Below are 25,442 nucleotides of genomic sequence, written 5' to 3'. Positions count from 1 at the left end.
ACCGTGCTCGATCGGGTGGGACGTGGGAAGGAGGCGCGCGGTCGGCGGCCGGACTCACCGCCCAGCGGCCGATCGGCCGGACACGGTCCACCGGGTGCGCGCCGTCACCGGTCGGCCAGGCCCGACGAACGGATCTCGATCACGGTCATCGCGGCGGGACGACGGCGCACGGGGTGTGCTTGCCTGGCGTCCACGCTGACGTCCAACGTCAGGAAAGCCGCCACGTCGGCCGCGTTCGCGCCCTGTCGGTCGATCCGATAATCGACATTATGTCACTTCGACAGGAGGAGCCCCACCCCCGCTAGGTTCCGCCATCGTGCAGGTCGCGCCGGTGGTCCGGGCCCGCTGGGCGGTGCTGGCCGCGTTCACGCTCCTGGTGGCGTCCACGCAGCTGCTGTGGCTCGGGTTCGCGCCCGTGACGTCCGACGTCGGCCGGGCGCTCGGTGTCTCCGACGGCGCCGTCGGCAACCTCGCCGCCGTCGAGCCGTTGCTCTACGTCCTGCTCGCTCTACCGGCCGGTCGCTTCGCCGACCGGCGGTTCGGCCCGGCGCTGGCGCTCGGCGCGGTGCTCACCGCCGGCGGCGCCCTGGTGCGCCTCGTCGACGCCGGCTCCTACGGCTGGATCCTCACCGGCCAGCTCGTGGTGTCCGCCGGCCAGCCGCTGGTGCTCAACGCGACCACCGCCGTCGCCGCCCGCTGGTTCCCGCCCCGCGAGCGCACCACGGCGATCTCGGTCGGCAGCGCCGGGCAGTTCGCCGGCATCCTCGTCGCCGCGCTGTCCGGCGGCCCGGTCCTGGCCGTCGGCGGGGTCACCGGGCTGCTCCTCCTCGGCGCGGTGGTGGCCGTCGCGGGGGCGCTGGCCACCCTGCTCGCCCTGCGGGTGCCGCCCCTCGCCGACGCAGCCCGGACCACCGATCACGCGCTCCCCCGCGACCGCGTCCTCTGGCTGCTCGCCGGCCTGCTGTTCGTCGGCGTCGGCATCTTCAACGCGGCGGCCACCTGGCTCGACGTCCTCGTCGGCGGCCTCGGGCTGCCCGGCGCGGGCGGCCCGCTCGTCGCGCTCATGACGCTCGCCGGGATCGTCGGCGCGGCCGTCGTCCCCGGCTGGGCGGCCCGCCGCGACCGGCGCCGGGCGGCGCTCGTCGTCGTGCCCGCCGCGGTGGTGGTCGCGTTCGCCGTCACCGCGTCCGCGCCGGGCGCCGCGGTCACCGCCGTCGCGCTCGCCGTCGCCGGGTTCTTCCTGCTGGCGGGGCTGCCGATCGCCCTCGACTGGTCCGAGGCCCGCGTCGGTGCGGGTGCGGCCGCCAGCGCCACCGCCCTGCTGCTGCTCGCCGGCAACCTCGGCGGGGTCGTGCTCGTGCTCGCTGTCGAGCCCCTCATCGCCGCGCCCGTCGCGGGGCTCCTCGCCATCGCCGCGCTCGCCGTCCCGGGGCTGGTGTTGGCTGCCCTGCTGCCGCGGTCGTCGGCCGATCCGGGTGTGACGCCGGGCGCGCAGCCGGGCGGACCGCCCGCGGAGGCCTAGAGTCCGCACCTGGTGACGGGGTGGCGGTGGGTCCTGCTCGCGGCGCTGACGGTGGCGGCCACCGTCGGGCTCGCGGCCCTCGCCGTCCCCTCGGCCGCCCTGTTCGCCGGCCTGCTGGTGGCGACGGTCGTGGCGCTCGCCGGTCTCGGCCCGCGCGCCGTCCCCCGCCACGCGACGTCCGCGGCGCAGGCGGTCATCGGCGTCGTCATCGGGCTGCTCGCCCGCCCCGAGACGCTCGGCGCCGTCGCGGCCGACTGGCTGCCCGTGCTGCTGGTCAGCGTCGGGACCCTGGTGGTGAGCATGGCCGCCGGGCTCGTCATGGGCGTCCAGCGCGGTGTCTCGGCCCTCACCGGCATGCTCGCCCAGACCGCGGGCGGCGCCTCCGGCCTCGTCGCGATCAGCCGCGAGCTCGGCGGCGACGAGCGGATCGTCTCGGTCGTGCAGTACCTGCGGGTCGGGCTGGTGACGGCGTCGATGCCGGTCGTGGCCGTCGTCGGGTACGGCGCGTCGCACGTCGCGGCGGGCGGCGATGCGGCCGGTCCGGCGTCCGCCCCGTGGTGGGTCGGCGTCCTCGCGGTCCTGGGCTGCGCCGTGGTCGGGGTGCCGCTGGCGAGGCTGCTGCACGTCCCGGCCGGTGCCCTGCTCGGACCGATGGTGCTGGCGGCGGGCCTGAGCCTGTCCGGGCTGCTCGTCGGGGTCGCCGTGCCGACGCTGCTCGTCGACGTCGCCTACGCGGTGATCGGTTGGCAGGCCGGGCTGCGGTTCACCCGCCGGGCGCTCGCCACGGTGCTGCGGGTCCTGCCGCTGGCCACCGCCCTGATCCTCGCGGTGATCGCGATCTGCGCCGGGCTCGGGCTGCTGCTGTCCTGGGCGACGGGCATGACCCCGCTCGAGGGCTACCTCGCCACGACGCCGGGCGGGGTCTACGCGGTGCTCGCCACGGCGATCTCGTCGGGCGTCGACGTGACGTCGGTGGTCGCGGTCCAGGTGCTGCGGGTGCTGCTCATGCTGCTGGTCGCTCCCCTGCTCGCCCGCCTCGTCGGACGCCGGAGCGCGGTGGCCCCGGACCGATGACGCGGGTCAGGAGCGGCGCAGCCCGTCGAGGAGCCGGGCCGGCGACAGCGCCACCGGGAACGGCCGGGTCACCGGGACGACGTCGTCGCCCACCACCTCGGCCACGGACGCGTACCGGCCGCCCGCGTCCAGCTCCAGGACCTCGATCGCCCCCGCGCCGTCCGGGTCGAGCACCCAGTACGACGGCACCCCGAGGCGCTCGTAGTGCGCCTTCTTCGTGTTGCGGTCGTGCAGCCGTGTGCTGCGCGACGCCACCTCCGTGGCCAGTACCGGCGCCACCGGGAGGTTCGCCCACGTGAGGTCGGCGAACCGGGCCACCAGGACGTCGGGCTGGACCTCGTCGACGACGCTCGTCGTGACCGCGAAGGGAGCCGCCAGCACGTGGAGCTCGGGCGGGCACGCCGCCCGCAGCAGCGTGTACAGGGTCAGCGCCATCTCCTGGTGCGGCCACCCGGGCGCCGGGCTCACGAAGAGCATCCCGTCGATGAGCTCACGGCGCCGGCCGTCGTCGGGCATCGCGTGCAGCTCGGCCACCGTGTAGCCCGAGGTCGACGCCAGTCCGCTCACGGTCGTCATCGTCCCTCTCCCCCGCTCCCCCGACCAGGCCGCTACCGCACGCGGCGCACACCCGACGGGGTGCTGAGGAAGACCCCGAGCGTCCCGAGCCCTGCGCCGGTGGCGGCGCCGTCGAGCGCCGCGGCCCACTCCTCGTCGTCCCGACCGATCTCCGCGGGGCCGAGACGCTCCAGGACGAACACGCAGGACCCCGGGCCGGCGGCGGTGGCCACCATGTCCGTGAGGTGGGCGAGCATGGCCCGCAGACCCTCGGTGAGGTGCCGCTCGGGCCGGCGGGGTGAGTCCTCGATCGGGATGACCGTCGGCGCCTGCCGCCGGTCGCCGTCGACGAGCAGCAGCCACACGCACCCGTCCTGGGTGGCGGGACCGACGAGCGCCTCGACGCGGGCCGCCACGTCGTCGTCGGTGAGCAGCGGAGCGGCGAGCTCGGGTGAGGGTGTCATGCGGTCACGGTGACGCCGCCCGTCGACGCCGTGGTGCCGGTTTGCCGAAGCAAACGCTCAGGACGGCCGCAGACGCCCGAGCAGCGGGATGGCGGCGATCTTCTCCTCGGTCAGGTCGTCCCAGACGATGCGGCCGGGGTGGCGGACGTCCCGGGTGCAGGTGATCACGCGCTCGGCGGTGACGACGAGGTCGAGGCGCACGTCGTGGTCGGTCACCGGGATCTCGCCGACGGGCACCACCTGCTGCTCGTGCACCGTGGTCACCACGGGGGTGTCCGGCGCGACCAGCCCGGCCTCGCTGGCCACCGCGAACTCGAGGTCCGAGAAGCCGCCGCCCTTGCCCAGCCGGGCGCCGTCCTCGGCGACCGCGACGCAGCCGGTGACGACGAGGTCGACGGGCTCGAGGTCGCCGACCGCGACCGTGCGCGCGGACGCCGCCGCGCCCTTGATCGACGAGGCCTTGCGGGGCGTGTCGGCGAGGTGCTCGGGGTCGAGCAGGAAGAACGGCGCCTCCTCGGCCAGGCGCGGGACGGCCATGTAGACCGTCTTGCCGTCCTCGAGGGCGCGCTGGCGCACCGGCCACTGGGCGGCGTCCGGGTTGCACTTGAGCGTGCGCGCCCGCCGCCAGACCTCGGTGCCGCGCAGCAGCTCGGCCGCCGCCTCCGCGCCGCTGACGTTCGGGATCCGCCCGTGTGCCCCGGGGAACCGTGCGAGCCGCTGCTCCTTCAGCGCGTCCCACACCCGCTGCCGGACCGCCGCCTTGGCCTCGTTGACCTCGGCCGGGCCGCCGGCGTCCACGTCGTGCCGCCTCGCCACGGCGATCACGGTACGGCCTCACACGTGGTGCACCGACGCCACGCGGTACATCCGCGGCTCGGCGGTGGCGATGGCCGTCGCGGCGGCCATGTGCTCGCGGGCGGCCGGGTCCGCCCACATCCCCTCGAGGGCCTCCTGGCTCTCCCACTGCGCGTAGTTGACGACGTGGGTGCCGTCGAGGCTCGCGTGCAGGTTCGCCGACACGAAGCCCGGCACGTGCCGGATCACCTCCTCCGTGGCCTCCTCCAGGAGCGCGACCAGCTCGGCCTGGCGCTCGGGCGCGACGGTGAAGTGGTTGATCAGCGTGGTGACGGTGGTCCCGGCCGCGATGGTCGACGTGGGCACGGTGAGCTCCTCGGTGTGTCAGGTTCCTGACGGACGTTCCTCATTGTGTAAGGTTCCTGACATGAGTCAAGTCCCGGTCGCCGACCGCCCCGGATGGCGGGTGAAGCAGGTCCAGCAGGCGCTGCGCCACGCCGGCGACGACGCGCTGCGCGACGCCGGGGTCTCGGTGAGCCAGTACGCGGTGCTCCGCGCGCTGGCGGACGCCCCCGGGACGTCGTCGGCCGAGGTCGCCCGGCGGTGCTTCGTCACCCGCCAGTCGCTCGCCGACGTCCTCGCCGGCCTCCGCGCGGCCGGCTCGGTCACGCCGGCCGAGCCCGGTGCCGGGCGGGCGCGGCCGATGGCGCTCACCGACGCGGGTCGCGCACGGTTGGACGCGGCCGAGGCGGCGATGACCGAGGTCGAGCAGCGCATGCTCGCGGGTCTGTCCGCCCGCGAGGTCGCGACGCTGACCGAGCTGCTGGCGGTCTGCGCGGCGAACCTGACGGCCCCTACCGGCCCGTGAGGCGGTCGAGCGCCGTCGTGATCGCGGCGGTGGAGCGGGAGATGTCGGCCGGGGTCGTCGACCAGTTCGACACCGACAGCCGCAGGGCGGGCCGCCCGTGCCAGGCGCTGGTGCCGACCCAGCACGTCCCGTCCGCGGCGACGGCCCGGGAGAGCTCGGCCGCGTCGGCGCCGCGCGGGGCGAACAGGACCTGGTTGAGCACGACGTCGTTGAGGACGTCGATCCGCGGGTGCGCGCCCAGCTCGTCGGCGGCCTGGCGGGCCAGGGTGCAGCAGCGCTCGACGAGGTCGGCGACGCCGTCGCGCCCCAGGTGGCGCAGCGCGGCGTGGATCGGCACCGCCCGCGCCCGCCGGGAGCTCTCCGGCGTCCGGCCGGACGGGTCGCCCGCACCGATCGTGATGTACGCGGCGGCGCTGGAGAACGCCGCGGCGAGCGCGGCCGGATCGCGGACGATCGCCATCGCGCCGTCGTACGGCACGTTGAGCCACTTGTGCGCGTCGACCGCCCACGAGTCGGCCCGCTCCCGACCCGCGACGAGGTGCCGACGGGCCGGCGCCGCGGCCGCCCACAGCCCGAACGCGCCGTCGACGTGCAGCCACGCGCTCGCCCGCTCCCCCACCGCGTCGGCGACGGCGTCCAGCGGGTCGCACGCCCCGGTGTCGACCTGCCCGGCCTGCGCGCACACCAGCACCGGCCCGTCGATCGACGCCAGCAGGTCGCGCAGCAGCTCCGGGCGCATCCGCCCCTGGTCGTCGGCGGGGACGCGCACGGCGCGGTCGGCGCCGAACCCGAGCAGGCGCAGGGCCGCCAGCACGGTGGAGTGGGCCATCGCGCCGATCACCACGGTGGGCACGGGCGCGCCCGCGAGCCCGCCGGCGCCGACGTCCCAGCCCTGCGCGGCGAGCAGCGCGTGGCGGGCCGCGGCGAGACCGGCGACGGTGGCCATCTGGGCGCCGGTGACGAACCCCACGGCCGAGCCGGCCGGCAGCCCGAGCAGCTCGCACACCCAGGCGCCGGTGACGTCCTCCAGCGCCGCGACCGCCGGGGACATCACCCGCACCGCGGCGTTCTGGTCGGCGGCGGAGACCATCCAGTCCGCGCCCACGGCCACCGGCAGCGCGCCCCCGGTGACGAACCCGAAGTAGCGCGGCCCGGCGCTCGCGACGAGCCCGGGCTCGAGGGCGCTCGCCAGCTCGTCGAGCACCTCCGCGGCGGGCCGGCCGTGCGTGGGCAGGCGGTCGTCGAACCGCGCCCGCGCGTCCGCGTCGGCGACCGGCACGGCGACAGGCCGCTCCCCCACCGCGCCCAGCCAGTCGTCGGCGAAGCGGCGGGCGCGGTCGAGGACGGCGTCCAGGTCGTCCACGGTCAGTCGCCCGTCGCCGAGAAGTGCATGGTGTCCTTCGGGGCGCGGAACATTGCGCCCCAGGTCCAGCCCAGCGCGCCGAAGGCCCGGACCACGACGTCGCCGTCGGTGATCATGCCGGGCCGGCGCCACGACCGGTCGGTGTAGGCCGACGCGAGCTCCGGCACGACCAGGCCGTCGCGGCGCTCGAGCGGGTTCTGGAACGGGTCCACGTCGACCGCGAGGCCGTACGCGTGGGCGGAGAACCGGGTCTGGCCGGTCGCGGGACGGCACGCGAAGGCGCCCGTGGTGTTGCCCCGGCCCGTCGGTGGGGCGGTGAGGTCGTCGGCGGAGGCGACGCGCATCGCCTCGATCGGGAAGCGCGCGTCGAAGAGCTGCCGGAACACGCCCACGACGCCGTCGGCGACGTCGTCGCGGACGATCATCTCGCCGGTGTGCGGGCGGTCGTCGAAGCCCCAGAACGACATCCGCAGGTAGCGCAGCCGGTCCGGCCCGACGGGGCAGCCGGGCCGCCAGGTCGACCGGGCGAGGACGTCGGCGGGCACCGCGGCGACGGTCGCCTCGTAGCCGCCGGACGCGGGCGGCGGCAGGACGTCCGGGGCGGTGCGGCGCCGGTCGACGAGCTCGGGCGGGGTGGGTAGGACCTCCCCGAAGCCGTCGGCCCGGCGCGGGAGGACGGGGTCGGGGGTGGTGGTCGGGACGGTCGGGGTCGCCAGGGCCGGCACCGCGGCGGCGGTCGGCGTCGGCGCCGGGTCGTCGCGGTCGAGCGCGACGATCGCGGCGACGACGAGGACGGCGGCGGCGAGCACCACGACGGCGAGGCGGCTGCCCGCCTCGCGCTCCGGACCCGGCACGGGTCAGGACGCTAGTGCCCCGCTCCCCCGCCGCGCGTGCGCCAGGGCCCACACGCCGAGCACCGCGACGACGAGCACCTCGGCCAGCGCCAGCCCGCGCTCGAGCAGGCCCAGCGGCACGGCGCGCCACCACGGCACGCCGATCACCCCGCGCAGGGCGATCGCCCCGACGATCGGCAGGAACGACGCCAGCGCCAGCCACGACCCTGCTCGCACCCAGCGCAGGAGCGGGCGGGCGTCGGCGTCCCGGCGGTGGCGGCGCGCGAGCAGCAGCGCCCCCAGGGGCAGCGCGAGGAAGGCGACGAGGCTCGCGTAGCGGTGGACGTAGCCCGAGACGCTGGGGCCGATCGACCAGTTCGTCTTCTCGAACGCGACGACGAGCAGCAGACCCGCGCACCAGGCGCCGAGCAGCACCGACGGCCACGACCACGCGGGCGTGAGCCGGGCCGCGACCAGCGCCGCCAGCACCCCGGCCGAGCCCAGCGCGAGGCCGACCACGGCCACGTCGAACACCCAGCCGCCCGGGACCAGCGCGTACTCGCTGATCGTGCGGCGCACCGGGTCGATCCGCGCCGACGGCCCGACGAGGTGCAGCACGCCGATCAGCGCGAGCGCCAGCGCCACCGCGGCCACGCCGGCCCGCGCGCCGGCCGCCACCGTCCGGACCGGGACGGCCGGGGCGAGCTGCGAGGTCGTCACGGCCCGGTCAACGTGCGGGCCCGCCGCCGCGTTCCGCTCACCGGCGGTAGGCCGAGCGCGGGCCGAGGCCCGCCCCCGTGAACGGGCCGGCCGCGCCGAAGCCGTCGGCGAGCCCCACGCAGCGATCACCGCTGAACAGCCCCGCGCGGTAGTGCAGCCCACCGCCCGCCGTCTCCCGGTCGACGGCGAGCGCGACGTCGTAGGTGCGCGGGTGCGCCACCTCGTCGACGTACTGGACCTCCCACGCGGACGGCGCGAGCTCCTCGGGCGGGCCGCCGTCGGGGTCGCCGAGACGGGCCGACTGCCAGGCCGCGACCGCGTCGGCGTACCAGGACAGCAGCGCGACGTTGTTGACGTGCCGGTTCGTGTCGACGTCGCCGATGCGCGTCACCAGCGGGTGCGCCAGCGGGTAGCGGGACCGCTCGCGCCGGGAGGCCTCGGGCCGGGGCGGGCCGCCGCCGGGCTCCTCGAGCACCATCGACCCCAGGTCCTCGCGCAGCGCGTCGGGCAGGCCGCTCGGCCCCGACCCGGTGGCCAGCACCGTCACCGAGTCCGACACCGCGACCGGACGGTCGCCGTCGAACACCGCGTGGCCGTAGGAGTACGACGACCCGCCGATGCGCCGCACGCCCGTCGCGACCCGGTACTCGGCGCGGTGGACCGGAGCCTCGAGACGGTGGATCCGCTGGGCGGCGAGCAGGATGCGGAACGGGGCGAAGCCGCCGTCCTCGACCAGGCGGCGGAAGCGGGGCAGCTCGGCGAGCACCCGGGCCTCCTCGAACCAGCGCGCCAGGGCGACCGTGGTGACCCGGCCGTCGCCGCCGAGGTCGGCGTAGCGCGGGGTCACCGGGCGCAGCACCGGGAACGGGGCGGCGTCGAGCAGGCCGCCGGCGTCGTCGGCGAGGGACGGCCCGGCGGGCAGCACCGTGGCGGGGTCGGACATGACGGTCATCGTCCCGATCCCCCGGCTCCGGCACCCGGCCGCACCGCCCGGATCACATGTGACGGGCGACCCCGGGGCACCCGGGGCCCGTGACCGCGTTCCCACCCGGCTTCTTCGACCGCGCCGACCCCGGTGACGACGCCGGCTTCTACGGCCCCCCGCGGCTGGTCCAGCACATCGACGACGGCGCGATCGCGGCGGTCGGCGCGTTCTACGACGAGGTCGGCGTCACCGGCGACGTCCTGGACCTCATGAGCTCGTGGGTCTCGCACCTGCGGACCCGCCCGCGGCGGCTGACCGTGCTCGGGATGAACGCCGCCGAGCTCGACGCGAACCCGATGGCCGACGTCCGCGTGGTCCACGACCTCAACGCCGACCCGGTCCTCCCCTTCCCGGACGGGTCCTTCGACACCGCGCTCTGCACCGTCTCGATCGACTACCTGACGCAGCCGGTCGCGGTGTGCGCCGAGGTCGGGCGGGTGCTGCGTCCCGGCGGGATCTTCGCGCTGACGTTCTCGAACCGGTGCTTCCCGACGAAGGCGATCCGCGGGTGGCTGGGGGCGGACGACCGCGGGCGGGCCGCCATCGTCGCGACCTACCTCCACGACGCCGGGGTGTTCGACGAGCCGGTCGCCGAGTACCGCGAGGCCCCGGGCGACCCGGTCATCGCGGTCCACGCGACCCGGCGCGCCGACCCCCCGAGCTGAGCGAGGGGCACCCTCGCTCGACCAGATCGAGCGAGGGTGCCCCTCGCTCGGATCGCGGTCAGCCCTCGGCGACCAGGCACTCCAGCAGGGCGCGGGTGGCGTCGTCGGCGGGGACGAACGACTCGAGCGAGAGCTCGTCGAGCGTGACGTCCCACGCCGCGCCGAAGTGGGTGATCGTCGAGTAGAGGCGCAGGTCGCCGTCGGGGTGGGCGAGGTGCAGCGGCAGCATGACGTGCGCCGCACGGGCCGCCGGTCCGGTCGGCGGCGGCGGGGCGTAGCCGGCGAGCTCCTCGCGCAGCGCGACCAGGCGCGGATCGCCGGTGAGGTCGGCGAGGCGCTCGAGGCGGTGCAGCAGGTGCCCGGCCCACTCCGGCAGGTTGCGGACGTGGGGCGCGAGGCCGTCGGGGTGCAGGCTCAGGCGGTAGACGTTCACCGGCGGGGTGAGCAGTGCCGGGTCGAGCAGGGCGAGCAGCGCCCCGACCGCGCGGTTGGCCATGACGACGTCGCCGCAGCGGTCGACGACCAGCGCGGGGAACGGCTCGTGCCCGGCGAGCAGGTGCTCCAGCGCGCCGCGGACGGCGTCGAGGGCGCGGGCGTCCAGCCGCGACTCCGAGTAGCTCGGCGCGTAGCCGGCGGCCAGCAGCAGCGTGTTCCGCTCGCGCAACGGGACCTCCAGGTGCTCGCACAGGTCGACCAGCAGCTCGCGGCTGGCCCGGGCCCGCCCCGTCTCGACGAAGCTCAGGTGGCGCGTCGACACCCCGACCTCGAGAGCGAGGTCCATCTGGCTGCGCCGGCGGCGGGTGCGCCACCCGCGCAGCAGGTCGCCGGGGGCGGGGCGGGCGTCGAGCGTGCTGGTCACGGCAGCCGACGCTAGGGCCGGCGGCGCGCGGCGGCCATGACCTCGGAGGTCATCGACGCGGCTACCTCCCCCGCCGCACGGTTCTCGGCAGACGGCACCGACCGAGGAGGAACCATGACGACGCTGACCACCCCCACCACCCCGACCGCCGACCGCCACCGCGCGCTGCGCGGCGTCCTGCGCCTCGACGCCGCCGCGTCGGGCGCCCTCGGCCTCGCCGCCACGGCCGCCGCGGGCGTGCTCGACACGCTGCTGGGCCTGCCGCCCGCGCTGCTCACCGGCGTGGGCGTCTTCCTGGTCCTCTACGCCGGCGGGCTGCTGGTCCTGGCCGGCGGCCGCACCGTCCCCCGCGGCACGACCTGGGTCGTCGTGCTCGGCAACAGCGCCTGGGTGCTCATGAGCCTCGGCCTGGTGGTGGGCGCGTGGGAGCAGCTCACCGTCCTCGGCGCCGTGGTCGTGCTGGCGCAGGCGGCCGCGGTCGCGGTGTTCGCCGACCTCCAGTGGGCGACGGGGCTGCGTCGCCGCTAGCCCCGGTTACTGGCTGGTATCGCTCGCTCAGCGAGCGATACCAGCCAGTAACCCGCGGTCAGGGCCGGCGCCGGCGCAGCGGGGGCCGCCAGGGACGGGGGAACCCGAACCGCACCGACACGCCCGGCGACGCGGCGACGTGGTCGGGGGGTCGGGTGGCGAGGTCCGGGAAGCCCGCGGCGGCGAGCAGCGTGTCGTCGAGCTCGAGCAGCTCGGCGTGGTGCAGGGGCCAGGGCTCGTGGACGTTGGGCACGTACCAGTCGACTCCCAGGTGCCGCTCGTGCAGGCCCCAGCGTGCCGTGAGGAACTCCTCCAGCGGCCCGCTCGCCATCGGCTCCCCCACCCGCACCCGGACCCACCCGGGGTGCGGGCGCCACGTCGCGTACGTCCGCTCGGCACCGGAGTCAGTGATCGACATCGACGCCCACCGGTACGGCAGCCCGAACGCCGCCTGCGCGCCCGCGACCACCGCGAGCCGGGTGGCGTCGAGGCTGCGGAACACGATGCCGCGCACGCCGCGCCGATCGACCGTGTAGAGCCGGACGTTGGTCTCCGGGAACGTCCCGAGCCACGGGATCGACGGCCCCCGCAGCACCCCAGCCCCCACCATCCGGAAGGGCACGAGCCCCACCCACGTGACGCCGTCGCGGACGTCGGGCCGCACCCCGGGCGGCAGCATCGGCGCGACGAGCCCGGGCTCGACGGCCCAGTGCAGGAAGGCGACGTCGGCCCAGCGCTGGGTCATCATCGTGGGCCCGCGGTAGCCGGGCGCCTCGCGGGTCACGGGCTCGGTCACGGGGTCGGTCACCCCGCTCTCATCCCCGCTGGGGCGGAGGTCCACGCGCGATCTCCGTCGCGAGGAGGAGGCGGCGCGGGGCCGGCGCCCGCCACGATGAGCCCATGCGCACCGCCGAGGACCTGGCCCTGCTCCTGCACGACCCCGCCACGGGCGCGCCGTTGGTCGACTCGACCTCGCTGCCGCGGGCCCTCGCCGGGGCCGTCGTGCTCCAGCTCGTCATCGACGGGCGCGCCCACCTGGCCGAGGGCCGGTGGCGCACCGGGCTCGTGGTCGACGACCGCACCCCCAGCGGCGACCACGTCCTCGACATCGCCCTCGACCGCCTCCCCGCCGACACCTCGCCGAAGTCCGCGATCGAGAAGCTGCACGGCCGGGTCCGCGACCCGCTCATGGCCGGCCTCGTGCACGACGGGGCGGTGACGCTCCAGGAGCGCAGCTTCCTCGGGATGCCCCGCAGCCCCCGCTACCCCGCGGCGGACACCACCCGCCGCGACGCCGCGCTCGGGCGGCTGTGGGCGGTGCTCGTCGACGGGGTCGCACCGAGCCCCGACGACGCCGCGCTGGTGGCGCTCGTGCGGGCGGTGAAGGCCGAGCACAAGCTGCTCGACGCGCCGCGGCGCGAGCTGCGCGCCCGGAGCAAGGAGGTCGCCGAGGGCGAGTGGGCCGGCGAGGCCGTGCGCCGCGCCGTCGCCGACGTCCACGCCGCCGTCGCGGCGGCCGCATCGGCGGGGGCGGTGGCCGCCACGTCGTGAGGGGTCCTGCCGGGAACAACACCCGGCCCCCGGGGTTGCACCGGAGGAGTCCCGCACCACCCAGGAGGTCGTCGTGGCCCTGACCATGTTCGGTGGCCCGCTGTCGCGGAAGCTGCCCGAGACCCGGACGTTCACCGTCGAGGGGCCGGCGCACTCGCTGCTGCTCCAGCCCTTCACCCGCCGCGTGCGCGCCGAGGTCGACGGCGTCACCGTGCTCGACACGACGCGCGGCAACCTGCTGTTCGAGACCGGGCTGCCCGCGCAGCTCTACGTGCCGGAGGAGGACTTCCGGGCCGACCTGCTCGAGCCCAGCGACACCACCACCCACTGCCCGTTCAAGGGCGACGCGACCTACCGCAGCCTGCGGGTGGGCGACCGCGTGGTCACCGACGCCGTGTGGGCCTACCCGGACCCCAAGCCGGACGCGTCCTGGCTCGCGGGGCTCGCGGTGCTCTCGCCGGGCGCGGCCGACCGCTGGCTCGACGAGGACGACGAGGTCATCGGGCACCTCACCGACCCGTACCACCGCGTGGATTTGCGGCACACGAGCCGCCACGTCACCGTCACCACCACCGACGGCGTGCCGGTGGCCGACGCCGCGGGCGGGATCCTGCTGGGCGAGACCGGGCTGGTCGACCGCCTCTACATCGCGCGCGACGCCGTCGCGGGCACCCTCGAGCCGTCCGGGAAGCGCACGACCTGCCCGTACAAGGGGCACGCGACGTACTTCTCGGTGCGCCTGCCCGACGGTCGGGTGATCGAGGACGCGGCGTGGTCGTACGAGACGCCCACCGACGAGTCCCGCGCCATCGAGGGCCTGGTCTGCTTCGCCCACGACGACCTGGTGGTGACCGCCGAGGTCACGCGCTGATCAGGAGTCCGGTTGCGGCAGTTCGGCGACGGCCTCGCGCAGCACCTGGGCCTGCCCGGCGTAGCGGGCCGTCTCGGTGATGAGGTGCAGGAGGATCCAGCGCAGCTCGATGTGGCCGCGGCGGTCGTCGCGGACGGTGTCGTCGAGCGACTCGGCGCCGGCCAGGGCGTCGCGGCCGCGCTCGCACACCGCGAGGTAGGTGCCGACGACCTCGTCGGTCGGCTCGACGTCGGCCAGCCGGAACCCGGTGACCGGGTCGTCGACGTAGCTGGGGACGTGCCGGGCGCCGCGGCCGCCCCAGCGCTCCACGAGCCACGTGCGCTCGAGGTCGGTGAGGTGCTTGACGATGCCGAGCAGGCTCGGCCCGCTGTGCGCGGGCACGCGGTGGCGCAGCGTGGCCTCGTCGAGGCCGTCGAGGGCCAGCACGACGAGCGACCGGAAGTAGTCGAGCCAGCCCTCGAGGGCCTCGCGCTCGTCGGCCACCTCCGGTGGCGCGGGACGTCGTTGCAGGGGCGCCTGGAAGCCCACCGGCTCTCCCGGGGTTGGTTCGTCCACTCCTGACACACCGTGTGTCGCTGCCCGGACGCAGAGTGTTACTCCGGGCGGTGATCCCGGTTACTCCTCGACGAGTCGTTCCAGCGCCGGCAGGGCGGCCTCGAGGGCCGCGCGCTGCGTGTCGTCGAGGCGGTCGAGCCGGTGCGCGAGCGACGCGGTCCGCTCGGTGCGGATCCGGCGGATGGCCTCGTGACCGGCGTCGGAGAGGTGGATGAGGGCGGAGCGCGCGTCCTGCGGGTCGGGCGTGCGCACCAGCAGCCCGGCGTCGTCGAGGGCGGCGAGCACCCGGCTCATGGTGGGCGGCGTGACGGCCTCGCGGCGCGCCAGCTCGGACAGGCGCAGCGGCGCCTGGTCCTCCAGCGTCGCGAGGACCGAGGTCTGCAGGGGCGGCAGGGCCGCCGCGGTGTCGACACGGATGCGGCGGTTGAGTCGGCCGACGGCCAGCCGCAGGCGCGACGGGAGGTCCGGATCGGACGATCCGGACCCACCGGACGGCCCCACCTGCGTCCCGGTGGCGGAAGTGGACATACCCCATTGTCCCATCCGCCGGTCGGCTGCGGATGAGGAGTCGCTGTGTGTCACTCCCCCGGCCACCGCTCCGGTGCCTACAGCTTGCGGAGCCGGATGCGCCGGACGGAGTGGTCGCCACCCTTGGTGAGCACCAGACCGGCCCGCGAGCGGGTCGGGGCGATGTTCTCGCGCAGGTTCGGCCCGTTGATCTCGTCCCAGAGCGCCCCCGCCTGGGCGCGGGCCGCCGCCTCGTCCATCTCGGCGTAGCGCCGGAAGTACGACGCGGGATCGCGGAACGCGGTCTCCCGCAGCGCGAGGAACCGCTCCACGTACCAGCGCCGGACGTCCGCCGGGTGCGCGTCGACGTAGATGGAGAAGTCGATGAGGTCGGAGACGGCGAGCGCGCTCGCGCGCTCGCCCGTCTGCGGCGCCGGCTGCAGCACGTTGAGGCCCTCGAGCACGAGGATGTCCGGGCGGGAGACCACCCGCTGCTCCTCGAGCACGTCGTAGGTCAGGTGCGAGTACGTGGGCACCGGCACCTCGGGCTTGCCCGCCTTGATGTCCGAGACGAAGCGCAGCAGCGCCCGGCGGTCGTACGACTCGGGGAACCCCTTGCGCCGCATGATGCCGCGGCGCTCGAGCTCGGCGTTCGGGTAGAGGAAGCCGTCGGTGGTCACCAGCGCGACGTCGGGGTGGTCGGCCCAGCGCGCGAGCAGCAGGCGCAGCAGCCGCGCCGTCGTCGACTTGCCGACCGAGACCGAGCCCGCGATCCCCACGACGAACGGCGTGGCCTGCTCGTCCTGGCGCAGGAACGTCCGGTAGGCCTCGAGCAGGCCCGACGTCGCGCGGATGTGCAGGTCGAGCAGCCGCGAGACCGGCAGGTAGACGTCGCGGACCTCGTCGAGGTCCACGGGGTCGCCCAGCGACCGCAGCTCCTCGAGCTCGTGCGCGGTGAGCGGGACGGCGCTCGTGTCGCGCAGCTGCGACCAGGACGACCGGTCGAAGTCCACGAACGGGCTACCGCTCACGACTGCGGCTCCGCGGCGCTCATAGCGGGCCATTGTTCTCGCCGCGGCCGGGTCGGCCGCCACCCGCTGCGGCGCAGGTCACCGAACCGGGGTCACTGCTGCTGCCGGGTCGAGCTCCGCTGCGCTCCGTCTCCCTGCTGTTGCTGCGCCGTCGACGTCAGCGCGTACTCCACCACGCAGACCTCGGGCGGCAGGCCGAGCACGTGCACGACCGCCGCCGCGACGTGCTCCGGGGTGAGCCCGAGGTCGTGCATCCGCTCCCGGAACGCCGCCACGTCGTCGCGCGCGGCGTCACCGACCATGAGGTCGGTGGCCACGAACCCCGGCGCGACCGTCGTCACCCGGACGCCGCGGGCACCGGCCTCGCGGCGCAGGGTCTCGTCCACGGCGTGGGCCGCGTGCTTGCTCGCCGCGTAGACCCCGCCGGCCGCCGAGGGCACGCGGCGCCCCGACATCGACGAGATGGTCACGAAGCTCGCGCCCTCGCCGAGGTGCGGCAGCGCGGCGTGGGCCGTGGCCAGCAGCCCGCCGACGTTGACGTCGAACACCTCGCGCCACCGCCGCGGGTCGGTGTCGGCGACCGCGCCGAGGTGCATCGTCCCCGCGGCCGCCACCACGGCGTCGAGGCCGCCGAGGGACCCGGCGAGCCGGGCGAGCGCCGCGGTCACGGCGTCCGGGTCGGTGACGTCGGCCGCGGCAGCGTGCCCGCCGACCTCGTCGGCCAGGGCGGCGAGGCGGTCGGCCCGGCGGGCCAGCAGCCCGACCCGCCCGCCCGCGGCCGCCACGGCCCGCACCACCGCGGCCCCGATGCCCGAGCTCGCCCCGGTGACGACGACCCGCCGGCCCTGCAGCGCCTCCACGGAGATCACCGTAGACGGCGGTGTCGGGCCGCGCCGCTACGCTCATGGACATGGCGAACGTGGCGACGAACGACCGGGTGGGGCGCGAGGAGCTGGTCGCCTTCCTGCGCACGCGGCACAAGGCGATCGTCGTCACCCGCCGCGGCGACGGCGGCAGCCAGACCTCGCCGGTCACCCTCGGCATCGACGCCGACGGCCGCCTGCTGGTGTCGACCTACCCCGAGCGGGCCAAGGTCGCCAACGTCCGGCGCGACCCCCGGGTGGCGATGTGCGTGCTCTCCGACGACTTCGACGGGCCGTGGGTGCACGTCGAGGGCACCGCGGAGGTGCTCGACCTGCCGGACGCGCTCGAGCCGCTGTGCGAGTACTTCCGCTCGATCTCCGGTGAGCACCCGGACTGGGAGGAGTACCGCGAGGCGATGGCGAAGCAGGGCAAGGCGCTGATCCGGCTGACGGTGGAGCACTGGGGCCCGATCGCCACGGGCGGGTTCCCCGCCCGGTTGGCCACCGGCTGAGACGGGGACTCGGACCACCGTGGACGTCCTGCTGTCGGTGCTCGGCCTCGTCGGGTTCGTCGCCGTCACCTGCGGCACGGCGGTGTTCGTCGCCGCCGAGTTCTCGCTGACCACCCTCGAGCGCAGCCAGATCGACCACCACGTCGCCGAGGTGGGCGACCGCCGCTCCCAGATCGTGCAGCGGGCCCACCGCAACCTGTCGTTCGAGCTCTCCGGCGCCCAGCTCGGCATCACCATCACCACGCTGATCACCGGTTACCTCTCCGAGCCGGCGATCGCGACGCTGATCTCCCCGCTCCTCGAGGACGTCGGCCTGCCCGCCGGGGCGGCCACGGGCACCGCGGCGATCATCGCGCTGATCGTGGCGACGGGGCTGTCGATGACGTTCGGCGAGCTCGTGCCGAAGAACCTCGCGATCGCCCGGCCGATGGGCACCGCCCGCAAGGTCGCCGGCATCCAGGCCGGCTTCTCCCGGACGTTCTCCTACTTCATCGGCGCGCTCAACGGTTCGGCCAACTGGATCGTGCGCCGCCTCGGGGTCGAGCCGGCCGAGGAGCTGCGCTCGGCGCGCTCGCCGCAGGAGCTCGGCTCCCTGGTCACCACCAGCGCGGAGGCCGGCACGCTCGACGAGGGCACGGCCGAGGTCATGGCCCGGTCGCTGCGGGTCGGCGAGCGCACCGCCGACGAGCTGATGACGCCGCGGGTGCGCGTGGAGTCGCTCTCGCAGGACGACACGGTCGACGACCTCATCGCGGCCACCGTGCGCACCGGCTTCTCCCGCTTCCCCGTCGTCGACCGCGACCTCGACGACATCCGCGGCGTCGTGCACGTCAAGCAGGCGTTCGCCGAGCCGCGCTCCCGGCGCTCCACCACCAAGCTGCGCAACCTCATGCGCACCGCCACCACCGTGCCGGACTCCCTCGACGGCGACGAGCTGCTCGACCGCCTGCGCGGCGCCGGCCTGCAGATGGCGCTGGTCGTCGACGAGTACGGCGGCACCGCGGGCATCGTCACGCTCGAGGACCTCGTCGAGGAGATCGTCGGCGACGTCCGCGACGAGCACGACCGCGGCGAGGCCGACCGGGCGCGCGGCGAGGGCGAGGACAGCTGGATCGTCTCGGGGATGCTGCGGCCCGACGAGCTGGCCGACGTCGTGGGCTGGTCGTTCCCGGAGAGCGAGGTCTACGAGACGCTCGCGGGCTACATCGTCGCCGAGCTCCAGCGGCTCGCCCACGTCGGCGACGCCGTCACGCTCGACGACTGGCAGCTGATCGTCACGCGGGTCGACGGGCGGCGCGTGGCCGAGGTGCGGGTGGTGCGCCCGCCGAAGGTCCCGGCCGCGGTGGTCACCGAGGGAACGGGGGCCCCGGCGTGAGCGACGGCGTGGCCCTCCTGCTCATGGTGCTGCTGCTCGGCGGCAACGCGTTCTTCGTGGGCGCCGAGTTCTCGCTGATCTCGGCGCGGCGCGACCGGCTGGAGGCGATGCAGGCCGAGGGCGCCTCCGGCGCGGGCACGGTGCTGCGGGCCTCCGAGCACCTGTCGATGATGCTCGCGGCCGCCCAGCTCGGGATCACGATCTGCTCGCTGGCCCTCGGGTCGCTCGGTGAGCCCGCGGTGGCCCACCAGCTCGAGGCGGTGCTCGAGCCGCTCGGCGTCCCCTCGGTCGTCATCCACCCGATCGCCTTCGTGATCGCGCTGGTCATCGTGACGATCCTGCACATCGTCATCGGCGAGATGGTGCCGAAGAACATCGCCATCGCCGGGCCGGAGCGGACCTCGCTGTGGCTCGTGCCGGCGCTCGTCGCGTTCCTCAAGGTGACCCGGCCGATCATCACCGTGCTCAACTGGCTGGCCAACCACGTGCTGCGCCTGTTCGGGGTGACGCCGGTCGACGAGGCGCAGTCGGCGTACACGCCGCAGGAGATCGCCGAGATGCTCTCCGAGTCGCGGCGCGAGGGCCTCCTCGACGCCTCGCAGACCCGGCGGCTGACCCAGGCGCTCAGCTCGGCCGAGCACTCCGTGGCCGACGTGATGATCCCGCTCGACCGCGTCACCGTGCTGCCCCCGCGCCCGACGGTCGGCGCCGTCGAGGAGGCCGTCGCGCGCACCGGCTTCTCCCGCTTCCCGGTCCAGGCGCCCGACGCGCCGGACGCCCACCCGCGGCTGTCCACCCAGACCCACGAGCCGGGCACCACGCCGATCGGGCCCACCGACGACGGCGTCCCCACCGAGCACGCGCCGGTGGTCGCGCTCGACGGCTACCTGCACGTCAAGGACGTCCTCGACCTCGGGGACGTCGACGGTGACGGCGCCTCCGACGACGAGGCGGGCGACCTGCCGGTCCCGGTGGACCGCGTCCGCCCGCTGCCGGAGCTGGCGCTGACCGCCCCGGTGGACGAGGCCCTCGCGGCGCTGCGGCGGGAGGGGGCGCACCTCGCGCGCGCGGTGGACGGCGACGGGGCGACCGTCGGGCTCGTGGCCCTGGAGGACCTCGTGGAGGAGTACGTCGGCACGGTGCGCGACAGCACGCACGTCACGCGGTCGCGGAGCCGGGCGTGACCGGACCGGCCCTGCGGAACGAGGTCCTGGTCGTCGGCGGCGGCATCAGCGGCATCGCCTGCGCCCGGGCGCTCGTCGCGGCGGGCACGCCGGTGCGGGTGCTCGAGCGCGCCGGGCGCGTGGGCGGCCGGCTGGCGTCGCGGCCGCTGCCGGCGGGCGGGGACGGCACCGGCCACGTCGTCGACCTCGGCGCCGCCTACTTCACCGTGCGCGACGACGAGTTCGCCGCCGTCGTCGAGGGCTGGCGCGAGCGCGGGCTGGCCCGCCCGTGGACCGACACGCTGGCCAGCCACGACACCGACGGGACGTGGTCGTCGAAGCAGGGCCCGCAGCGCTGGTGCGCGCCCGGCGGGCTGCGCTCGTTGGTGGCCGACCTCGCCGAGGGCGTCACGGTGAGCACGCGGCACGAGGTGTCGTCGGTGGAGCCGGGGCCCGCGGTCGACGGCCAGGCCGCCTGCGCGGTGGTGCTCGCGATGCCCGACCCGCAGGCCGCCCGGCTGCTGCACCCCGCCCTGCGGGCCGGCGAGGTCGTCGCCGGGCGCGCCTGGAACCCCGTCATCTCGGTGGCGCTCGGCTACGGCCACCGCAGCTGGGACCGCTTCCCGGCCGCGTTCGTCAACGGCCACCCCGACGTCGACCTCATCGCCGACGACGGCGACCGCCGCGGCGACGGCGCACCGGTGCTCGTCGCGCACACCGGGGCAGAGCGAGCCCGCCGGCACCTCGACGACCCCGACGGCGCGATCCCGCCGGTGGTCGCGGCGGTCACCGAGCTCCTCGGGCTCACCGACGCGCCGGCCTGGACGTACGCCCATCGCTGGTCGTTCGCGAGCCCGGCCACGCCGCACGACGAGGAGTTCGTGCTCACCGACGACCTCGTCGGTCTCTGCGGCGACGGTTGGGGCAGCCCGAAGGTCGAGACCGCCTGGCGCTCGGGCACCTTGCTGGGCCGGGCGATCGCCGCGCGGATGTCCTGCTGACCCACTGACCGCAACCGGGCGCCCGCTCGTCGTCACCGACGGAACCGGCGGTGGTGTCCGGTGTGTCCGCGTCTAGTGTCGGCCACGGAACGGTCACGAGAAGGTCACGGCTCCCCCAACGGTTGACCTCGCTCACCCCGACCGGTGACGCCGACCCCGACGGTGTCGCCAGGCCGTTCCGTGACTGGAAGGCAGCACGTGACACGGCAACGCTCCCCCCGGGGCCGTGAGCCCCGGACCGTCCCGTTCGTCCTGCCCGAGGGCACCCCGCGCGGCGCCGCCCGGCACCGCTCCCCCGGCCGCGCCGCGGTGCGGCACGGCGCGGTGGCCGCGGGCCTGACCGGCAGCGCGCTCGCGCTGGTCGGCCCGGCCGTCATGGCCCTGCCGGACGCCCCTGACACCTCCGCGGCCGCGACGACCCTCGAGCTCTCCGCCCAGGGCGCCACGCTGGACGACGGCGCGTCGGGCTCCGCGGGCCCGGCCGCCGCCGTGACCCCGGTGGCCGGCCCGGGCGGCGGCGCTGTCGCCGCGGACCTCATCAAGGCCACCGAGCGCGACCGCGCGGCGGACGCCGCGACGGCCCGCCAGGCCGAGGCGGACGCCGCCGAGGCGCGTCGCGCGGACGAGGCCCGGCAGGCCGAGGAGCAGCGCACCGCCAGCGTGAGCTGCGGCGCCGACGGCTCCTACGGCGGTGTGGCGGACTCCGTCCAGGCCGTCGGCAACGCCATGGAGTGCGTCTTCCCCGGCCACGACGTGCTCGGCGTCGGCAGCCGCGGCAACGCGTCGGACCACCCCGACGGCTACGCCCTGGACTTCATGACCACCGACGGCGACGCGATCGCCGACTGCGTCATCAGCAACCGCGGCGACCTCGGCGTCTCCTACGTCATCTGGAACCAGCGGATCAACACCGGGTCCGGCTGGGAGCGGATGGAGGACCGTGGCGGCACGACGGCGAACCACAAGGACCACGTGCACATCTCGTTCGAGCACGGCGGCGGGACGCCCGACGTGTCCGCGCTGCGCAGTTGCGGCTGACCGCTTCACATCCGCTTGACCGGCTGGTCCACTGAACGGGTGTCGACGGAGACGAGCGGACCGAGCACGGACAGTGAGATCGGGCGGCGGACGCTGCGTCGCGTGGCGTGGCGGCTCATGCCGTTGCTGGGCCTGCTGTACTTCGTCAACTACCTCGACCGCGTCAACATCGGGTTCGCCGGCCCCAACGGGATGAACGCCGAGCTGGGCCTGACCGCCACGGTGTTCGGGCTCGCTTCGGGGATCTTCTTCATCGGCTACCTGCTGCTCGAGGTGCCCAGCAACCTCGCGCTGCACCGCTTCGGGGCCCGCCGCTGGATCACCCGGATCCTCGTGTCCTGGGGGATCATCGCGTCGATCATGGCGTTCACCCCGAACGCGACCGTCCTGATCGTCCTGCGCTTCCTGCTCGGCGTGGCCGAGGCGGGCTTCTTCCCCGGGATCATCCTCTATCTGACCTTCTGGTTCCCGGCCGAGTACCGCGCCCGGGCGGTGGGCTGGTTCATGGTGGCGGTGCCCGTCTCCACGGCGGTCGGCTCCACGGTGAGCGCCCTGATCATCCAGGGCGGCGAGGGGCTCTTCGGCCTCTCGGGCTGGCGCGTGATGTTCCTGGCCGAGGGCATCCCGGCGATCGTGCTGGGCATCGTGACGTTCTTCGCCCTCACCGACCGCCCCGAGCAGGCCCGCTGGCTGGCCGAGGACGAGCGCTCGTGGCTGCGCCGGCGGCTCGACGCCGAGACGGCCGAGGTGGAGGCCGCCGAGCACTGGCCGCTGCGGCGGGCCCTCACCGCGCCGCGGATCCTCGTGCTCGCCTTCGTGTACTTCGGCGTCACCTACGGCCTCTACGCGCTGGGCTTCTTCCTGCCCACGATCGTCTCCGGCTTCGAGCAGCAGTTCGGTACGAAGCTCGACACCATCGAGAAGGGCCTGGTCACCTCGGTGCCCTATGTCGTCGCCGCCGTGGGCATGGTGGTGTGGAGCCGACTCGCCGACCGGTCGGCGAGTCGGGCCGACGGCAGCGGGTTCCTCGCCGGCGAGGGCGGCCGGCGCTGGTGGCTCGCCCTGCCGATGATCGTCGGCGGCATCGCCATCCCGATCGCGCTCTACCTGCGCGACCCGTTCTCGGCCATGGTCGCCGTGACGATCTGCGCCGTCGGCACCTGCGCCGCGCTGCCGACGTTCTGGCCGCTGCCCTCGCAGTTCCTCACCGGGGCGGCCGCCGCGGGCGGCATCGCGCTGATCAACTCGCTGGGCAACCTCTCGGGCTTCGTGGCGCCGTACGTCACCGGCGGTCTCGCCGACCTCACCGGCAGCCAGCGCGCCGGGCTGTGGGTCGTCGGGATCGTGACCGTCGCGGGGGCCGTGGCCGCCCTGCTCGTCGGCCGCCGGACGAGCCGTTCCGCCGTGCGTGATCCTTCGGGTTAGGCTCCCGCCCACCCGCTCGCCGGCGAGGGGACCCGTCCGCGCCCACCTCGAGGGGGGAACCTTTGTCCGCACCGGAACGCTCCGCCTGGCGGCGGCGCAAACCCGTGGCCGCCATGGCCGCCGAGACCGGTGCCGACGCCACCGCCGGCCACGAGGGCGGTGACCTCAAGCGCTCGATCGGGCTCGGTCAGCTCGCCGCGATCGGCATCGGCTCGACGGTCGGCACCGGCATCTTCTTCGTGCTCTCCGAGGCCACGCCCGAGGCCGGCCCCGCGGTGGTCCTGTCGTTCGTCATCGCCGCGGTCACCGCCGGGCTCACGGCCCTCTGCTACGCCGAGCTCGCCTCGGCGGTGCCGGTGTCGGGCTCGTCGTACTCCTATGCCTACGCCACCCTCGGCGAGGCGGCGGCGATGGGCGTCGCAGCGTGCCTGATCCTCGAGTACCTGGTCTCGTCGGCCGCCGTGGCGGTGGGCTGGTCGGAGTACCTCAACGCGCTGCTCGACGCGACCGTCGGCGTCCGCTTCCCGGACGCCCTCTCCGGCGCCCCCGGGGCGGGCGGGGCGTTCAACCTGCCCGCCGTGATCCTCGTGGTGCTCTGCACGGCGCTGCTCGTCCGGGGCGTCAGCGAGTCGGCCACGGTCAACGCGGTCATGGTGGTGATCAAGCTCGCGGTGCTGCTGCTGTTCGTCGGCATCGCGTTCACCGCGTTCAACGCCGACAACTTCGCGCAGTTCGCCCCGCTCGGCGTCAGCGGCGTCGGGGCCGCCGCGGGCACCGTGTTCTTCTCGTTCATCGGCCTCGACGCGGTGTCGACGGCCGGCGAGGAGGTCCGCGATCCGCGCCGGACGCTCCCCCGCGCCCTGATGCTGGCGCTGGTCGTCGTCACCGTGATCTACCTGCTGGTCGCGGTGTCGGCGGTCGGGGCCCAGCCGTGGCAGGAGTTCGAGGGCCAGGAGGCCGGTCTCGCGGCGATCATGGGTGAGGTCACCGGCGCCGCCTGGCCCGGGATCGTCGTCGCGGCGGGTGCCGTCATCTCGATCTTCAGCGTCACCCTGGTGACGATGTACGCGCAGTCCCGGATCCTGTTCTCGATGAGCCGCGACGGCATGCTGCCGCCGCTGCTCTCGCGCGTGAACCCGCGCACGCTCACCCCGGTGCCGACGACGCTGATCGTCGGTGTGGCCGTCGCCGTGCTGGCCGGCCTGATACCGCTCGACGTGCTCGCCGACCTCGTCAGCGTCGGCACGCTGGTGGCGTTCGCGGTGGTGTCGGCCGGCGTGATCATCCTGCGCCGCACGGCACCGGACCTGCCGCGCGGCTTCCGAGTCCCGGGCTACCCCGTGACGCCGGTCCTCTCGATCGCCGCCTGCATCTACCTCATCGTCGGGCTGCAGTGGATCACGCTGATCGTGTTCGTGCTGTGGCTCGGGGCCGCGCTCGTGTTCTGGTCCTTCTACGGCCGGCGGCACTCCCGCCTGGCCGTGCCCGCGGGTGAGGAGGCGTCGTGACCGTGCTGGTGGGCCGGATGCCGGGGTCGGACCCGGGCGCCGGCGCCCTCGTCCTCGGCGCGCGGCTCGCCCGGGCGCTCGGGGGGCCGCTGGTGGTGTGCACGGTGACGATGCCCGGCGAACGGCTCGTCGACGAGTCGGTGCCCGCCGTCGACGGCGTCGAGGTCGAGACCACGGCCATCGAGGACCGCTCGGTGCCCGGGGGCCTGGCCCGCGCCGCGCACGCCCACGGCGCGTCGGTCGTCGTGCTGGGTGACGCGCCGCCGGGGCCGGGCTCGGTCGGAGCGCGCCTCGCCCGCGCGGCCGACGTGCCGGTCGCGCTCGCCGGCGCCACCACCCGGGACGGGCCCGTCACGCGCGTGACCTGCGCCTTTGGTGGGGGCCGGCACGCGGGCCGGGTCCTCGCCGCGGCCGTCGACCTGGCCCGCCGCACCGGCGCGCCGCTGCGCGTGGCGTCGTTCGGGCCCCGGCGCGGGCCCACCGTGCCCCCCGAGGCCGGGCTGCGGGCCGAGGAGATCGTCGTCGAGCAGTGGCGCGAGCAGATGGTCGCGGCCCAGCGCGCCGGGCTCACCGAGCTCGGCGTCGGCGACGCCGAGACCGTCGCCGTGGCCGAGACGACCGTCGAGGACGCCGTCGCGCACCTCGGCTGGGACGACGGCGAGATCCTCGTCGTCGGTGCCGACGCGGCCGGCACCGCCACCCGCGTGCTCCTCGGCGACCCGGGCGCGGCGGTCCTGCGCACGGCGCCGGTACCCGTCGTCCTCACTCCGGGCACGACGACGCTGTAGAGCCGGGCACCGGACTCGGGGCG

At 75.5% G+C, this 25,442-nt stretch carries 29 protein-coding genes; 15 read left to right on the top strand and 14 right to left on the bottom strand.

The annotated features are described in order from the left end of the window. Positions 1–316: 316 nt before the first annotated feature. Together ABD994_RS06990 and ABD994_RS06985 are read left to right on the top strand one after the other, a co-directional pair. On the top strand, positions 317–1,522 hold the full coding sequence (locus ABD994_RS06990; RefSeq protein WP_345412240.1) for an MFS transporter: 1,206 nt from the start codon (positions 317–319) through the stop codon (positions 1,520–1,522). Positions 1,523–1,534: 12 nt separating this feature from the next. Next, positions 1,535–2,596 carry an AbrB family transcriptional regulator gene (locus ABD994_RS06985; RefSeq protein ID WP_345412238.1) on the top strand — a complete coding sequence of 354 codons (1,062 nt, stop codon included), beginning with the start codon at positions 1,535–1,537 and terminating at the stop codon, positions 2,594–2,596. 6 nt (positions 2,597–2,602) lie between these two features. On the opposite strand, the gene ABD994_RS06980 is transcribed toward ABD994_RS06985, so the two are convergent. The 4 genes from ABD994_RS06980 to ABD994_RS06965 are packed head-to-tail and all read right to left on the bottom strand — an operon-like array spanning position 2,603 to position 4,776. After that, positions 2,603–3,172 (bottom strand): Uma2 family endonuclease, encoded by a 570-nt coding sequence (locus ABD994_RS06980; protein ID WP_345412236.1) that lies wholly within the window; start codon positions 3,170–3,172, stop codon positions 2,603–2,605. Positions 3,173–3,204: 32 nt separating this feature from the next. Then, positions 3,205–3,615, bottom strand: coding sequence for a hypothetical protein (locus tag ABD994_RS06975; RefSeq protein WP_345412234.1), 411 nt, complete (start codon positions 3,613–3,615; stop codon positions 3,205–3,207). 57 nt (positions 3,616–3,672) lie between these two features. After that, positions 3,673–4,431, bottom strand: coding sequence for a 5-formyltetrahydrofolate cyclo-ligase (locus tag ABD994_RS06970; RefSeq protein ID WP_425550037.1), 759 nt, complete (start codon positions 4,429–4,431; stop codon positions 3,673–3,675). An 18-nt stretch (positions 4,432–4,449) separates the two neighbouring features. After that, positions 4,450–4,776, bottom strand: coding sequence for an antibiotic biosynthesis monooxygenase family protein (locus ABD994_RS06965; RefSeq protein WP_345412229.1), 327 nt, complete (start codon positions 4,774–4,776; stop codon positions 4,450–4,452). A 61-nt stretch (positions 4,777–4,837) separates the two neighbouring features. Here ABD994_RS06965 and ABD994_RS06960 point away from each other — a divergent pair, with 61 nt between their 5' ends. Further along, positions 4,838–5,278 (top strand): MarR family winged helix-turn-helix transcriptional regulator, encoded by a 441-nt coding sequence (locus ABD994_RS06960; protein ID WP_345412227.1) that lies wholly within the window; start codon positions 4,838–4,840, stop codon positions 5,276–5,278. On the opposite strand, the gene ABD994_RS06955 is transcribed toward ABD994_RS06960, so the two are convergent. Genes ABD994_RS06955 through ABD994_RS06940 form a run of 4 tightly spaced genes read right to left on the bottom strand, consistent with a single transcriptional unit; the run spans position 5,265 to position 9,137 of the window. Continuing rightward, positions 5,265–6,641: a pyridoxal phosphate-dependent decarboxylase family protein gene (locus ABD994_RS06955; RefSeq protein ID WP_345412225.1), complete on the bottom strand. Its 1,377-nt coding sequence runs from the start codon at positions 6,639–6,641 to the stop codon at positions 5,265–5,267. The two genes, ABD994_RS06960 and ABD994_RS06955, sit on opposite strands and share 14 nt — an antisense overlap. 2 nt (positions 6,642–6,643) lie before the next feature. After that, the gene (locus ABD994_RS06950) at positions 6,644–7,495 is read right to left on the bottom strand and encodes a M15 family metallopeptidase (RefSeq protein WP_345412223.1); all 852 of its coding nucleotides are present in this window, start codon (positions 7,493–7,495) and stop codon (positions 6,644–6,646) included. Between the two features lie 3 nt (positions 7,496–7,498). Further along, positions 7,499–8,194: a DUF998 domain-containing protein gene (locus tag ABD994_RS06945; protein WP_345412221.1), complete on the bottom strand. Its 696-nt coding sequence runs from the start codon at positions 8,192–8,194 to the stop codon at positions 7,499–7,501. A 37-nt stretch (positions 8,195–8,231) separates the two neighbouring features. Next, entirely contained in the window at positions 8,232–9,137 is a 906-nt protein-coding gene (locus ABD994_RS06940) for an acyl-CoA thioesterase (RefSeq protein WP_345412219.1), read from the bottom strand. An 89-nt stretch (positions 9,138–9,226) separates the two neighbouring features. Here ABD994_RS06940 and ABD994_RS06935 point away from each other — a divergent pair, with 89 nt between their 5' ends. Continuing rightward, positions 9,227–9,844 carry a class I SAM-dependent methyltransferase gene (locus ABD994_RS06935; RefSeq protein WP_345412217.1) on the top strand — a complete coding sequence of 206 codons (618 nt, stop codon included), beginning with the start codon at positions 9,227–9,229 and terminating at the stop codon, positions 9,842–9,844. A 58-nt stretch (positions 9,845–9,902) separates the two neighbouring features. Here the strand turns inward: ABD994_RS06935 and ABD994_RS06930 are convergent, their stop codons facing one another. Next, on the bottom strand, positions 9,903–10,703 hold the full coding sequence (locus tag ABD994_RS06930) for an MmyB family transcriptional regulator (RefSeq protein ID WP_345412213.1): 801 nt from the start codon (positions 10,701–10,703) through the stop codon (positions 9,903–9,905). Between the two features lie 114 nt (positions 10,704–10,817). On the opposite strand from ABD994_RS06930, the gene ABD994_RS06925 reads away from it, so the two are divergent. After that, entirely contained in the window at positions 10,818–11,231 is a 414-nt protein-coding gene (locus tag ABD994_RS06925; protein ID WP_345412210.1) for a hypothetical protein, read from the top strand. A gap of 58 nt (positions 11,232–11,289) precedes the next feature. Here ABD994_RS06925 and ABD994_RS06920 read toward each other — a convergent pair whose 3' ends face one another. Then, positions 11,290–12,039 (bottom strand): YqjF family protein, encoded by a 750-nt coding sequence (locus ABD994_RS06920; protein ID WP_345412205.1) that lies wholly within the window; start codon positions 12,037–12,039, stop codon positions 11,290–11,292. Between the two features lie 92 nt (positions 12,040–12,131). Here ABD994_RS06920 and ABD994_RS06915 point away from each other — a divergent pair, with 92 nt between their 5' ends. Together ABD994_RS06915 and ABD994_RS06910 are read left to right on the top strand one after the other, a co-directional pair. Then, positions 12,132–12,782 (top strand): GOLPH3/VPS74 family protein, encoded by a 651-nt coding sequence (locus ABD994_RS06915; protein ID WP_345412202.1) that lies wholly within the window; start codon positions 12,132–12,134, stop codon positions 12,780–12,782. Between the two features lie 73 nt (positions 12,783–12,855). Beyond that, positions 12,856–13,653, top strand: coding sequence for a DUF427 domain-containing protein (locus tag ABD994_RS06910; protein WP_345412200.1), 798 nt, complete (start codon positions 12,856–12,858; stop codon positions 13,651–13,653). Here the strand turns inward: ABD994_RS06910 and ABD994_RS06905 are convergent, their stop codons facing one another. From ABD994_RS06905 to ABD994_RS06890, 4 genes are all read right to left on the bottom strand, one after another. Then, on the bottom strand, positions 13,654–14,208 hold the full coding sequence (locus ABD994_RS06905; protein ID WP_345412197.1) for a DinB family protein: 555 nt from the start codon (positions 14,206–14,208) through the stop codon (positions 13,654–13,656). A 60-nt stretch (positions 14,209–14,268) separates the two neighbouring features. Further along, entirely contained in the window at positions 14,269–14,736 is a 468-nt protein-coding gene (locus tag ABD994_RS06900; RefSeq protein WP_345412195.1) for a MarR family winged helix-turn-helix transcriptional regulator, read from the bottom strand. Positions 14,737–14,813: 77 nt separating this feature from the next. Continuing rightward, positions 14,814–15,779: a type I pantothenate kinase gene (gene coaA, locus ABD994_RS06895; protein WP_345412193.1), complete on the bottom strand. Its 966-nt coding sequence runs from the start codon at positions 15,777–15,779 to the stop codon at positions 14,814–14,816. A gap of 59 nt (positions 15,780–15,838) precedes the next feature. Then, positions 15,839–16,606 carry an SDR family oxidoreductase gene (locus ABD994_RS06890; protein WP_345412191.1) on the bottom strand — a complete coding sequence of 256 codons (768 nt, stop codon included), beginning with the start codon at positions 16,604–16,606 and terminating at the stop codon, positions 15,839–15,841. Positions 16,607–16,656: 50 nt separating this feature from the next. On the opposite strand from ABD994_RS06890, the gene ABD994_RS06885 reads away from it, so the two are divergent. The 8 genes from ABD994_RS06885 (at position 16,657) to ABD994_RS06850 (ending at position 25,419) form a co-directional block, all read left to right on the top strand. Then, complete coding sequence (locus ABD994_RS06885) at positions 16,657–17,121, top strand: PPOX class F420-dependent oxidoreductase (RefSeq protein WP_345412189.1); 465 nt, start codon at positions 16,657–16,659, stop codon at positions 17,119–17,121. A 19-nt stretch (positions 17,122–17,140) separates the two neighbouring features. After that, positions 17,141–18,496 (top strand): hemolysin family protein, encoded by a 1,356-nt coding sequence (locus tag ABD994_RS06880; RefSeq protein ID WP_345412187.1) that lies wholly within the window; start codon positions 17,141–17,143, stop codon positions 18,494–18,496. Then, positions 18,493–19,680, top strand: a complete 1,188-nt coding sequence (locus ABD994_RS06875; RefSeq protein WP_345412185.1) for a hemolysin family protein — start codon at positions 18,493–18,495, stop codon at positions 19,678–19,680. The genes ABD994_RS06880 and ABD994_RS06875 overlap by 4 nt, the downstream gene beginning before the upstream one ends. Further along, a complete protein-coding gene (locus ABD994_RS06870) occupies positions 19,677–20,660 on the top strand; it encodes an NAD(P)/FAD-dependent oxidoreductase (RefSeq protein WP_345412183.1) in 984 nt (327 codons plus the stop codon). Before ABD994_RS06875 ends, ABD994_RS06870 begins: the two co-directional genes overlap by 4 nt. 198 nt (positions 20,661–20,858) lie before the next feature. After that, the gene (locus ABD994_RS06865; RefSeq protein ID WP_345412181.1) at positions 20,859–21,698 is read left to right on the top strand and encodes a VldE C-terminal domain-containing protein; all 840 of its coding nucleotides are present in this window, start codon (positions 20,859–20,861) and stop codon (positions 21,696–21,698) included. 117 nt (positions 21,699–21,815) lie between these two features. After that, positions 21,816–23,123 (top strand): MFS transporter, encoded by a 1,308-nt coding sequence (locus ABD994_RS06860; protein ID WP_345412464.1) that lies wholly within the window; start codon positions 21,816–21,818, stop codon positions 23,121–23,123. Between the two features lie 113 nt (positions 23,124–23,236). Then, entirely contained in the window at positions 23,237–24,631 is a 1,395-nt protein-coding gene (locus ABD994_RS06855; protein WP_345412461.1) for an APC family permease, read from the top strand. Next, positions 24,628–25,419 carry a universal stress protein gene (locus ABD994_RS06850; protein WP_345412178.1) on the top strand — a complete coding sequence of 264 codons (792 nt, stop codon included), beginning with the start codon at positions 24,628–24,630 and terminating at the stop codon, positions 25,417–25,419. The genes ABD994_RS06855 and ABD994_RS06850 overlap by 4 nt, the downstream gene beginning before the upstream one ends. The last annotated feature ends 23 nt before the right edge of the window (positions 25,420–25,442 follow it).

It is taken from the genome of Actinomycetospora chlora (genome assembly GCF_039542135.1).
GTDB lineage: Bacteria > Actinomycetota > Actinomycetes > Mycobacteriales > Pseudonocardiaceae > Actinomycetospora > Actinomycetospora chlora.
Note: the sequence above shows the minus strand (reverse complement) of the source record. Positions and strands in the feature narration are given on the sequence as shown.

What these genes read in the sequence shown, in the direction of transcription:
- ABD994_RS06925 (WP_345412210.1), top strand. Translation starts at nt 10,818, where the DNA reads ATGACGACGCTGACCACCCCCACCACCCCGACCGCCGACCGCCACCGC.
- ABD994_RS06860 (WP_345412464.1), top strand. Translation starts at nt 21,816, where the DNA reads ATGCCGTTGCTGGGCCTGCTGTACTTCGTCAACTACCTCGACCGCGTC.
- ABD994_RS06960 (WP_345412227.1), top strand. Translation starts at nt 4,838, where the DNA reads ATGAGTCAAGTCCCGGTCGCCGACCGCCCCGGATGGCGGGTGAAGCAG.
- ABD994_RS06940 (WP_345412219.1), bottom strand. Translation starts at nt 9,137, where the DNA reads ATGTCCGACCCCGCCACGGTGCTGCCCGCCGGGCCGTCCCTCGCCGAC.
- ABD994_RS06975 (WP_345412234.1), bottom strand. Translation starts at nt 3,615, where the DNA reads ATGACACCCTCACCCGAGCTCGCCGCTCCGCTGCTCACCGACGACGAC.
- coaA (WP_345412193.1), bottom strand. Translation starts at nt 15,779, where the DNA reads ATGGCCCGCTATGAGCGCCGCGGAGCCGCAGTCGTGAGCGGTAGCCCG.
- ABD994_RS06915 (WP_345412202.1), top strand. Translation starts at nt 12,132, where the DNA reads ATGCGCACCGCCGAGGACCTGGCCCTGCTCCTGCACGACCCCGCCACG.
- ABD994_RS06900 (WP_345412195.1), bottom strand. Translation starts at nt 14,736, where the DNA reads ATGTCCACTTCCGCCACCGGGACGCAGGTGGGGCCGTCCGGTGGGTCC.
- ABD994_RS06980 (WP_345412236.1), bottom strand. Translation starts at nt 3,172, where the DNA reads ATGACGACCGTGAGCGGACTGGCGTCGACCTCGGGCTACACGGTGGCC.
- ABD994_RS06855 (WP_345412461.1), top strand. Translation starts at nt 23,237, where the DNA reads ATGGCCGCCGAGACCGGTGCCGACGCCACCGCCGGCCACGAGGGCGGT.
- ABD994_RS06885 (WP_345412189.1), top strand. Translation starts at nt 16,657, where the DNA reads ATGGCGAACGTGGCGACGAACGACCGGGTGGGGCGCGAGGAGCTGGTC.